At 49.5% G+C, this 10547-nt stretch carries 12 protein-coding genes; 5 read left to right on the forward strand and 7 right to left on the reverse strand.

The window, feature by feature from the left end:
- Positions 1–17: 17 nt before the first annotated feature.
- Entirely contained in the window at positions 18–500 is a 483-nt protein-coding gene (locus tag BUA28_RS14700) for a VOC family protein (RefSeq protein WP_072768869.1), read from the reverse strand.
- A gap of 263 nt (positions 501–763) precedes the next feature.
- Between BUA28_RS14700 and BUA28_RS14705 the strand changes: the two genes are divergently transcribed.
- Positions 764–1480, forward strand: coding sequence for a class I SAM-dependent methyltransferase (locus BUA28_RS14705; RefSeq protein ID WP_072768870.1), 717 nt, complete (start codon positions 764–766; stop codon positions 1478–1480).
- An 18-nt stretch (positions 1481–1498) separates the two neighbouring features.
- Positions 1499–2473 (forward strand): bile acid:sodium symporter family protein, encoded by a 975-nt coding sequence (locus BUA28_RS14710; protein WP_072768871.1) that lies wholly within the window; start codon positions 1499–1501, stop codon positions 2471–2473.
- A gap of 107 nt (positions 2474–2580) precedes the next feature.
- Here the strand turns inward: BUA28_RS14710 and BUA28_RS14715 are convergent, their stop codons facing one another.
- Entirely contained in the window at positions 2581–2982 is a 402-nt protein-coding gene (locus BUA28_RS14715; RefSeq protein WP_218124731.1) for a serine O-acetyltransferase, read from the reverse strand.
- A 799-nt stretch (positions 2983–3781) separates the two neighbouring features.
- Between BUA28_RS14715 and BUA28_RS16000 the strand changes: the two genes are divergently transcribed.
- Positions 3782–3925 carry a hypothetical protein gene (locus BUA28_RS16000; RefSeq protein ID WP_176767783.1) on the forward strand — a complete coding sequence of 48 codons (144 nt, stop codon included), beginning with the start codon at positions 3782–3784 and terminating at the stop codon, positions 3923–3925.
- 67 nt (positions 3926–3992) lie between these two features.
- On the opposite strand, the gene trbK is transcribed toward BUA28_RS16000, so the two are convergent.
- Complete coding sequence (trbK, locus tag BUA28_RS14720) at positions 3993–4181, reverse strand: entry exclusion lipoprotein TrbK (protein WP_072768873.1); 189 nt, start codon at positions 4179–4181, stop codon at positions 3993–3995.
- A 470-nt stretch (positions 4182–4651) separates the two neighbouring features.
- On the opposite strand from trbK, the gene BUA28_RS14725 reads away from it, so the two are divergent.
- Positions 4652–4855 (forward strand): hypothetical protein, encoded by a 204-nt coding sequence (locus tag BUA28_RS14725; RefSeq protein ID WP_072768874.1) that lies wholly within the window; start codon positions 4652–4654, stop codon positions 4853–4855.
- A gap of 337 nt (positions 4856–5192) precedes the next feature.
- Here BUA28_RS14725 and BUA28_RS16005 read toward each other — a convergent pair whose 3' ends face one another.
- On the reverse strand, positions 5193–5369 hold the full coding sequence (locus BUA28_RS16005) for a hypothetical protein (RefSeq protein WP_178298064.1): 177 nt from the start codon (positions 5367–5369) through the stop codon (positions 5193–5195).
- Positions 5370–5553: 184 nt separating this feature from the next.
- Positions 5554–7251 (reverse strand): alkaline phosphatase D family protein, encoded by a 1698-nt coding sequence (locus BUA28_RS14735; RefSeq protein ID WP_072768876.1) that lies wholly within the window; start codon positions 7249–7251, stop codon positions 5554–5556.
- 256 nt (positions 7252–7507) lie between these two features.
- Between BUA28_RS14735 and BUA28_RS14740 the strand changes: the two genes are divergently transcribed.
- Positions 7508–8266: a hypothetical protein gene (locus tag BUA28_RS14740; protein ID WP_072768877.1), complete on the forward strand. Its 759-nt coding sequence runs from the start codon at positions 7508–7510 to the stop codon at positions 8264–8266.
- Positions 8267–8904: 638 nt separating this feature from the next.
- Here BUA28_RS14740 and BUA28_RS14750 read toward each other — a convergent pair.
- On the reverse strand, positions 8905–9303 hold the full coding sequence (locus BUA28_RS14750) for a hypothetical protein (protein WP_072768879.1): 399 nt from the start codon (positions 9301–9303) through the stop codon (positions 8905–8907).
- Positions 9304–9647: 344 nt separating this feature from the next.
- The coding region (locus BUA28_RS16010; RefSeq protein WP_218587277.1) for a hypothetical protein at positions 9648–10547 on the reverse strand (900 nt) is incomplete at its 5' end.

Consider the following 10547-nt stretch of genomic DNA (forward strand, 5'->3'; position numbering starts at 1 on the left):
AGCGACTCTGTCTGATGTTAATGCTGGCGACCCGGGTGCTTGCCGGTGAGCACCCACGCTTCGGTAACAGGTCGCAATAACGTGCTTACGTATTCGATACGCACACCCATTTTGTCTGGTGCGGTAATAATCGCGTGAGCACGCTTGCCGGGCTCCGAGCGCAGAATTGCTTCAATGCCGATACCTTGCTGCTTTAATTCTTCTATTTTGCCTTCTATATCTGATTCCCAGATGCCGAAGTAGAGAATTTGCCCTGCGTTCTTTTCCGAAAATATTCCATTACCGGTGGCGTGGAGCAGTTCCAGATAGGGCGGGCGGTTTCGGGAGTACATCGCGGTCAGTTTTATGGTTTCCGCCTGTTGTGTTTCTGGATTTTCGATATACACGACACTCTCTGCGGGTTCGGTAAATTTTACGTCCAGCACCTTCGAGTAGTGCTCGGCGGCTTCATGATAATCACGAGCGACTATGCCAATATGGTAGTAGATGTGCTCCAGCATATTTTTTGCCTCATTTTTATCAAGAACAGCCGTTATTCATTTATCCGGCAGGAAAAAAATATTAGATTTCGATGCCGCATTCCCTTGCTCTACTATGTTTTGTAGGTCATTCCGGCCAACGCGTCAAGGAAGCCTGAAATTCGCTCATCGATAATTTCAAAATCGCTTGATGCCGGAGCTCAACGCTGATCGGTATGGCAATAAGGGTACCTTTGAGCCTCGGTATATTGTAAAGTGCGATCCAGATTACTAACCGCCAGCTCATGACTTCTGCCGAACCCACCACCATCTTCACACGCTCCTGGTCGCTTTATGACTTGCTCACCGAACACAACTATATGTTTCACCATGAGATATATAGCGGGATCAGGGATCTACTGGAGCTGCGAAACGATAAGGAACATTATCGTCTGCTGGATCTGGGCTGCGGCAATGCACGCTACCTGACGCCCTGCCTGAAGCGATCGCCCCCCGCGTTGTATGAAGGGGTGGACTTGTCCGAAGCGGCGCTGGCAGAGGCGCGCGAGTACCTTGCGGAATTGACCGGCCAGGTCATTTTGACCCATGGAGACCTTCTGGAAGCAGTAGAGTCGACGGGGAAAACCTGGGATATCCTCTTCACGGGATTTGCGATTCATCACCTGATGCCCGATGAGAAAGCACGTTTTTTCCGCGCTGCGGGGCGCTGCCTTTCGGAAAACGGCTGGCTGATCCTGGTGGATGTCGTGCGGGAGGAAAATCAGGACCGGGAAAGCTATCTGGACGGCTATCTGAAATTCATGCGCGAGAAATGGACGCACGTGCCACAGGATCAACTGGAGGAAGCCTGTACCCATGTCCATGACCACGATTACCCTGAATGCCTTTCAACCTTGCAGGAGATGGCTGGAGCAGCGGGTTTGAACTGCACCCGGCTGATCAGCCGCCACGCGCAGCATTACACAATCCTGTTCTCACGGTCTGCTCCGACCAAAGGCTGAGGCTTTTCCCCCACCGCCATGCTCCAGAAACTGACCCTTCTATTCCCGGTCTGGATGATTCTCTCGGGGGCAATCGCCCTGTGCTGGCCGGCGTGGTTGGTGGCTATGAATCAGGGCTCCGTAATGGTCCTGGTCCTTGCCTTCATCATGCTGTGTATGGGGCTGACACTGACCCTTGAGGATTTCCGCAGAATCGCCCGCATGCCGAGGGCGGTGGCGATCGGTTTTGTGGGCCAGTATACGATCATGCCTTTGTTGGCCTGGGGCGTGGCTAATGTGCTGAACCTGCCGCCGCACTTTGCCGTAGGCCTGATCCTGGTGGGCTGCTGCCCCGGCGGTACGGCTTCAAACCTGGTGAGCTATATCGCAGATGCGGATGTAGCGCTTTCAGTGGTAATGACAGTCTGCTCCACTTTGGCTGCTATCGTCCTCACACCGTTGCTGACCAGATTCCTTGCGGGAACCATGGTCCCCGTGGATACCTGGCTATTGTTCACGCAGACCCTGCAAGTCGTGATTATCCCCGTCGTGCTGGGCATCCTGCTCAACCGCTACATTCCGCGCCTGGTCATGCGCGTGATGCCGATGGCGCCGCTGCTGTCGGTGATAGGGGTGTGCTTCATCTGTGCCGTGGTGTTTGCCGCCAATGCAGAAGCCATACTGAGCCATGGCCTCGAACTGATTCTCGCCGTTGCGCTGCTACATGGAGGAGGTTTCCTGCTTGGCTACAATTTCGCCTGGATGCTGGGCTGCGAGCGCCAGACCGCCCGCACAATTTCCATTGAGGTCGGCATGCAAAACTCCGGGCTTGCCATTGTGCTGGCCAAGCAGGCCTTCCCGTTGCTGCCGCTGGCGCCTGTTGTCGGTGCTATTTCAGCGGTAATGCATTCTTTGCTGGGTAGTCTGCTGGCAGTGTTGTGGCGCACGCGCTCATTAGAACTCAAAACCGAGCTAATCCAGGCTGCTTCTGTACCGGATCGAAGCAATATTTAGTCCGTCACTACTTCGGCATTCTTGAATGAGCCAGGCGGCCGCCTTTGCAGGACGTCGAATGGCCCAGAGCTGTTTCTAATTCTTCTATCAGAATGGCGGACACTACATCAAACCGGCGCAGGAAAACTTACATCAGGAACGCAATCGCTTTTTATAATAACGGCGGGGTTACCACTGACAATTGAGCGCGGTGGCACGCTTTCGGTAACAAATGCGCCCCCGGCAATTCGACTGCCGCGACCAATTGTCACGCCGCCTACAACGATAGCGTGCGGGCCAATCCAAACTTCGTCCTCTAATACCGGATATTCAACCAGTCGTTCTCCATCTGGCGCAATACGGTGGCGCGCGCCAAGGGTGATACCGTGAAACAACGTAACGTTCTTTCCGATGCGCGCATTTGGACTAATGACTAAACCCCAACCGTGCGTAATCGCCAAACCAGGTTGTATATCCGTTCTCCACGAAAGATCCAGTCCCGCCAACTGCGTGCTTAATTGATGAAGCATCCTGAAAAACAGCAGAAAAACTCGAAGTGATCCGCGAGAAGAATAAGCCATCTGGCATAGCCGCATTGTAACAACCACCCGAAAAGCCCGTCTGCTTACAACACCGTTGAGAAGGCAACGCCAGCTAAATTCTCCGTACTGCCGAAATGTATCCGCCTTCAACGCTGCCCATGCATCATTCATTTGAATCCCTGATTATGCTCAACCGATATCCACTCAAGCGGCGCTACTCTCTATCCATAGTGATCGAACTGGCCGAAAGAATATATGTATATTCCGCACCACGGCGCTGAGGTCAATAAAGAGACAGGGCAAAAAAATAGCTGAAGTTAAGAAAAGGCTCTGCGTTCCTGAAGTTAGTCAGGCTTTACTTTCATCGGGAATTCCATACTAAACTGATCCTGGATGCGGTTGGTCCCGCTTCTCAAACAAGGCCTCTGAATGTCAAATTCATCCGCATCACATTTCCAGATTAATATACAGGCGCCATGTTTGAGCGTCAATTGACAGGATCCGGCGAATTCTTACGCGTGGTTACATATTGCTGCTGCTCGTTTCGGAACTTTCCGTTGCCGCCACTAGCACCTGTTGTAGGCGCGACTTCAGCGGTAATGCATCCTTTGCTGGGTAGACCTGCCGGCACTGTTGCGGCGTGCGCGCTCACTTAAACTCAAGCCCGAGCTAATCCAGACTACTTCTATACCGGATCGCAGCAATATTTAGTCCGTGACTACTTTAGTATTCTTAAATGAGCCGTGCGCTTTGTAAGAATGTAATACCGTCACACCAAAGAAGGAACGTGGCCAGTGCAGAGCACCTTGCCCATCCGCTTTACTTGTTGCTCATACGTCCACCCGCTGCGCACATGCTGGAAGGCATGGCAGCACGGGTTACTGCCGGATCGGAGTGGGAAGTTTACGCCATTGCGGCTGACCAGAAATAACGTGCCCAAGAGTGGCGATCTGTTCCGGTGATGACAACGCACTCAAGTTGGGAGCATGTCCCGAGCTTTATTTTCCTGCAAAAGATTGGCATTTATCAATAAATGCTTGCCGCTCAGCTTCACTGTCGAAAGTTGTAAGTACCGACTGCATTCCTACGCCAGAACAATTCGTTGAATTTACTTCGGGAACTCCGCCACCACAACTAATCAACGTGGCACTAAGGGTAATAATAAATACAATATATTTGAAACTCATTACATTCCATCCTCTTTAAAAATCATTAATATGGCGCGGATTCAAATAAGTGCAACAACTAGCAGTTGCTTGATGCAGCTCACGGCACCCCGAAGGATACCTTAAAGGATTCTAAATTCCAGCACTTTGCGTAGTCGCTGGTTGAATCGCTTTACATCGCTTTCGCCAACCATCTATACCCAGAACCTATCCCGAGTAGTATTGTTTTGGTCCGTCACCCCGCGTCAGAGTTAAAAGTTCCGACATTATCTGTCAGATGCTAACACACTTAAGATGAGCTTCAGTAACGCAAGATCTGGATACTTATTTGTTTTCTTTCCACGCCCGGTAAGTTTCTTACGCCAAGCAGCTTAGGCGCTGGAAGCAACGGATTATGCGCCTTTCCACCTTGCCGCCCCGTGATTCATGTTGATATTTTCCTTTGTACCCGGATAATCAATCAGCGGAGATCCTAACCAACGGAGAAACACATGCGCCAATTAGAATATTCACTGAAATCGAAGGACGGAACCAAACCTAGTATTGGCCCGGTTATCCTTCAGGCAGTATCTGATGATGAAGAAATACGTACCACAGCAATGCAGTTGCTTCAAAAAGATCATCCCGAGGCTTCGGCTGGTGATTACGAACTCCATGTTACATGGACCGATCTGGATGCTCTGCCCTCGCCCTGATACCTCTTGGAGGGTAGCGTTTTCTAAATTTGCTTAGCATTCAAGCTGATTTATATCTACCTCGTCAATAGACGGAAAGCCGCCCCTCCATTTAAATCGATTGCAGGGCTTCTGGTAGAGTCTTACGGGAATCTATGGGGTCACCCATTAGCCGGTTCTGAATCAAGGGCGAAACCAAATTTCCCCTGCTGTTTTTCTGACTGCTATTTTTTTTCTTTTTGCAGACCTGTTTGTTGTTTCCAGTCGAACCCGTTTCCTTAGTATTGGCTACGATCGAGTCGTGCCTGTCACCCATGTGGATCAAGCAGTGCTGAAACGCCGGGCAAAGTTGGCTGCTTCAATGAAAGCCAATAAAAGCCCACACCAGGTAGGCATTGCCGTTTTTGGTGTTGCCTGCGCCTTTTTTCTTGCCGCTGGAATAATGAGGATGTTTTCGACCGCCAGTACATGCTGTGTGCGCGGGCCGCTTCTGCGCCCCTTTTTTGACGGGATGAAGATCACCTTCAACAGCCACTGGAAGGCAACATTTGATCTGGTTGCGCGTAGCCTCCCGCGCAGAGCCAAAGCCGATCTCATTGAAATGTCGTTTTTTAAGGCTTGCGGGCCAGGCCAACAGCGTCCATCTCAATAAATTTTTTCACTACCTTGCCTTACATATTAAGGTTTATCCTACTTTTTGCGCTGCGTTACAAGCTGGATCAAATCAACACCAGTCGCTCCAACTTGGTGACGGTCGCGCGCTGCTCCGCGGAACCGTAAAGATCCCAATTCACTGCAGTCTTGCCTTGATCATTGCGCTGAACATTAATAATCGCGAAATTGTTGGTCTTGCAAGGCTCCATGAGCAACTGGAACGCAACATTAGGTTGGCTATTGTCCTTATCTCTCTGCAATAGACCATGATCGTTGACAACCAATGCCAATGCGGAAGCTTTTGCCCATGGCAGATCGTAGGTTATGGCGCTCGATGTCAACTGATAAACGGTGGCATCCGGATACTTCTTATGAGTCATGCGGAACGCCGCGCCGATATGCACATCACCGCTCAGAAAATAAAGTGATTTTCCGTTATCCTTCGCTGCGGCGAAGGCGGCATCCAGCAGGACATCGCGCTCCACCCAGTTACTCTCGTGCTCCCACTCATCGCGCATATCGTCAGCCACTCTGAGAACATCGAGATAATTGACGACGAAGCTCTTTGCGTGCACGACGGGTACTGGCGAAACCACAAAAATCGACTCTGCGTTCTTGACGGCATCGGACTCAAGCCAATCCTTGAAGCGCTGCATCTGGGCCTTGCCCAGAATTTTATCGTCGGTTGTACGGGTATAGTCGCGCTGTCCACGCATGTCGAGAACATAAAACGCCGCCGTGCCCCAAGTGAAAGGATAGTCGAATTGATCCGTTGATGTGTCAGGATTGTGCGAATGGCCATATTCGTAATAAGTAAGCTTGGCGGCCTCATACATCTGGTTGAGGAGCAGGAGTTTCTCGCTATCGTCACCCCAGTCCCACCAGGAGTCGAGGAGATTCCGCCTTTCCTTGGCATTGTAAGAGCCCCAGCCATCCAGAATCTCATGATCATCCCACATCATATAAACCGGAAAGCGCGAGAATACATTGCGTAGTTGTCGATGACCCCAATAACCCCGGTAAATATCCCGGTACCACGAGCGCATCACCTCGACACGATCTTCCGGCTTTACTTCTCGCATGAATTCTTTGCGGATTTTTTTCAGCCACTCCCATATGCTGACATTGGAATTCCCATCAACGTAGACTTGATCTCCGACGCCCAGGATAAATTCGCCGCTGCGTTGATCAAGTTCGCCGCCGAACCGATCCCACATGTGAATATTCACGAGGTCGAACGAATTTTTCCTGTATGGCATATGGCAACTGAAGAGGCCAAAAGTCATGGAATCCTGCGAGCCGCTCTGTGTTTTAAAACGATTGACTTTATTATCCGGGGCGATTTCCCACGGGGTTTTTCTTGTCTTCAGGTTCAGGGCAAAGGCCGCGTAATAATAGCGCTGACCAGGTTGCAGACCATCGACTTCCCAGACTTTCGTGATGTCGTGCTCAAACGCCAAGTCCGCCTGATCTGTGAGCAAGGCATTCGCAATCCCGCGTGTATCGCCATTATTCGCATTCTCAAGGAAAAAAATCTCTTTTCCGTTTTCAATCTTCGTTTGCGGGTTCCAATCGGTGGCAACCTCTCCATGATTCAATATGGGTTCGGGGCATAGCAGCATACGATAGCTGTTCGGCTGGTAGGCGCGCATCCATAATTTGGTACTGGTGGCCGTTGTATGCCCGACTATCACCGTGTTGGTGAGCATCGGGTTAATCCAGGGACGATCGGAGCCTCGATCGTAGAAATCAAAAGTTTTCATTCATTATGAATCATCATAAAATTATTCAGTCGAGCCTACTATAACCGTTCCAATCACAACCAATTTCTCAAACTGCACATGTAATAGTAGACTAAATTAATCGGATAATCAGGGCAATTCGCAAGCGACTTTCTTTAGGAAAAAGCTACAACTATCAGCTATGTTTATAACGTGGATGTTCCAGGTCGACACATCGGATAGGAAAACGGTCTGCTCATGTACTTAATCATAATAACGAGATAATTTGGAGACGGTAATGGGAACAGGAGGATGGCTAATAGATAGCTTCAATACGATTACAAGCTTCGCAGATGCAGTGAGTAAACACTTTGAAAGCGAACTTGAGAAAAGGAACCTGTCCAAGAGCGTTATAGAGAAACAGTCGCTTGAAGAATTGGAAAAAAGCCTCGCTGAAATCGATAATGCGCTAAGAGATAAAAAATCCTTTGGAACTGTTCGACTTAATCGAACTTCAGATGGAAGATTTGTAGAGGATGAAGCGAAAGGTATCGTGGCAGATGCAGGGACTGCACTTCTCGCAAGAAAAGCACTTATAATTCAACGAATCAAGAAATTACAAGCAGAAAAGATAGGGACGCTCAAGATAGTAGAAAAATACGTAGTGGACTCGTCTGAGAAGACAAAGCTCCTTGGAGAAATAGATGAAAGCGAGAAGAAGATCCAAATATTAAGCCAAACGGCGCACGATATAGATAGTGCTCAAAAGCAGGCTGCGGTAAAAACAGGGGAGCAGATTAAAGCAGAATGGCAAATTCAAGTTTTTAAAGAAAGGGCGGCAATCTGGAAAGAATTGCTTCAACGAGAGTCAATTGCTTCTGTTGTTGGAGCATTACTTCTTGTTTTAATCGGATTGGCGCTTTTAATAGCAATGTTCGCCGGGGTGCCGACTACAAATATCATCGAAAACTCGTTTCTTGTACTGCTTGGCTATTTCTTCGGACAGACAATCAGCCGAAAAACCGAAACGCGTCGCGATGATTCTCACACTCTATAACGAACATACGCTTTGCTGCGTGGGCATCTGGCCTCCCACAATCAATCGGACTCACGCAGCAACTCCAGCTCTCCCGCCCTCTCCTCGGTTTCTGCTTTTATCTGGGCGCGCAAGTCTATAGGCATCGCCGAATCTATGGGCTTGGAGTTTTCCAAACGTGGCTCTCAACACCATCTTTCTTCCGGATGTCTGAAATGACGCAACACATCTCGTTGAAAGCAATGGAAGCGTCATGTAGAACATCTCCACATCAGCCAAACCGTTCGGCATCACTTCAAGGTACATGCCCCCACCGTCCGCTATCTTGTAGGGCTTGGCCTTGCGCACCGCCACATCATTTCATGACAAAAACCTGACTGGGGGCATTGATTCTGAATTGGGATTATTTATTATTAAATTATTCCCCCTTTAGGCGCGGAATTCAATAGAACTAGCTTGGACGGGATAAAACATATAACCAATGAAAAAGCCCGCTGGACGCGGGCTTCTAGGACTTCATGGAACTGGTGGAACATCTTATTGGTGGAGACGAGGACAATCGAATAAGGCTGTGATACCGCATGAATAAAGGGTCTGAAAAACTTCCTAATAAATATGCCCCCACTTATGCCCCCATCAATCCATGGGATTGATGTTAATCAATCAAATGTAAGGTTTTTCTTCAGCTCTGCCAACTGCGCCTTTTGCCTTTCCACTTTAGCGGCTTGAGCCTCACTCGCCTTCTGGTGCGAATCGAGCATTTCATGATAGTAGGAATTCGCCTGGGTAATTGCATGCTTAAGAGCTGCCAAAAGCTCTTTTTTCAGTTCATCAGGTGTGCAGCGAATTTTTAAACGTTCTCCGGAAACGTTAGCAGTTCTATCGAATCCGTACATTTTAGATGACCACCGACTATTAAAATAGTCGGCCCATTTTCCGGGCGCAGGTGAAGACAAGTCGAAGACTATATACATAAGCTGCTCGGATTTAGGGTCGGCGCTTACCGACAATTTGTCGTTCAAAGATACTATCTTTATGTCTTCAAAGTTATTGCTCACGTCATTTCCTTATATTTAATTCAGGCGTAACAAATTGTTTATCTGCATTGGTTTTTAACCGATATTGTAGCTAAAACAAGGGCAAGTTATACCAACCTGCCGAGCTTATTTCTGATTTTTCATTTTGCGGATGTGAAAAAAGAGGGAAGCGCACGGTGTCCAAGGGAAAAGCCGGGGACTTTTTATGCCCACCTTCCCTCATATTAAAAACCCCCAGCCTTTGGAGCTGAGGGTTTGTTTACCTGCCACGCGAAAGGAAACTATCGCTGCAAGCTGTCGGGGTTTACGCACTCACCGACTAACCGAACCGCTTGAAAGGGGCTTAGAAGGGGCTTCAGAGGGGCTTATCGCTTCCATGCAAAATTTCGATTTAGCTGCGTCAATAGCTTGGCCAGGTCATTTTTATGAATGAAATCGCCGCCTGTGGTATGAATATTTATGGTTCCACCGCCGCCGGTCATATTTCTAATTGCATCCGCGTGCTCGGCAGGTAGCACCATTTCGCGCTCATGCAGTTGAGTGACTGGATTTATACCGGCGGGAATGTCATAGCCGCCTTCGGCCGAGGCTATCTGACCCTTGGCGCCCAATATCATTGCCATAGTCCCAGCGAAGGCTAGCGCCGCCAGGGCAGGACCTACAATTGGAATATCAGCGACCGCAGCAGCCGCACCTGACGCACCTTCTGCCGCATTCGCGCCAACTACCGCAATAGCCTCCCCCGTTTTAATCGTAACGGTTGCTGCTGACGCCGCTCCCTGTGCGGCTACCGTAGAAAGCAAGCCCATCTTTTCGAAGAGTGCCCGCATCATGGTACCTGTCTGGGTTGCTGCCGTCTTCCGGAGTTCAGCGGCCGCCCAGGCTGTCGCCATGTTGATCCCTGACTTGACGAACGAAGCCGCGACGTTGTCACCAATATTCAGCAGCGCCTTTTGCCATGTCAAAGTACCTTGAATCATCCCGTTGATGGTGCGGTCGAATGCATCCTTGATGGGGAAAAGGATGCCGTCCCACTTTTCCTTGACGTCGAGCTGCATGGCGGAATTGATCTTTTCCACGTCGAGCGCGTGTTTGAACTGAATCTCCGCCATTTGATCCAGCAGCTTCTGCAAGGCGACCGGGTCATAATTGGGGTCGCCCTTCATTGCGTCGATGCGCGCTTGCTGAGCGGTAGTTTGTATCTGGAAACGCTGCTCTTCATAGTTACGCTGAATATCAAGCAATTGCCGCTTGCTCATGTATCC

Source organism: Nitrosospira sp. Nsp11, assembly GCF_900142705.1.
GTDB lineage: Bacteria > Pseudomonadota > Gammaproteobacteria > Burkholderiales > Nitrosomonadaceae > Nitrosospira.

Bases quoted from the DNA above. Each gene is read 5' to 3' on its own strand.
- BUA28_RS14705 (WP_072768870.1), top strand. From the start codon at position 764: ATGACTTCTGCCGAACCCACCACCATCTTCACACGCTCCTGGTCGCTT.
- trbK (WP_072768873.1), bottom strand. From the start codon at position 4,181: ATGAGTTTCAAATATATTGTATTTATTATTACCCTTAGTGCCACGTTG.
- BUA28_RS14725 (WP_072768874.1), top strand. From the start codon at position 4,652: ATGCGCCAATTAGAATATTCACTGAAATCGAAGGACGGAACCAAACCT.
- BUA28_RS14715 (WP_218124731.1), bottom strand. From the start codon at position 2,982: ATGCTTCATCAATTAAGCACGCAGTTGGCGGGACTGGATCTTTCGTGG.
- BUA28_RS14700 (WP_072768869.1), bottom strand. From the start codon at position 500: ATGCTGGAGCACATCTACTACCATATTGGCATAGTCGCTCGTGATTAT.
- BUA28_RS14740 (WP_072768877.1), top strand. From the start codon at position 7,508: ATGGGAACAGGAGGATGGCTAATAGATAGCTTCAATACGATTACAAGC.
- BUA28_RS14710 (WP_072768871.1), top strand. From the start codon at position 1,499: ATGCTCCAGAAACTGACCCTTCTATTCCCGGTCTGGATGATTCTCTCG.
- BUA28_RS14735 (WP_072768876.1), bottom strand. From the start codon at position 7,251: ATGAAAACTTTTGATTTCTACGATCGAGGCTCCGATCGTCCCTGGATT.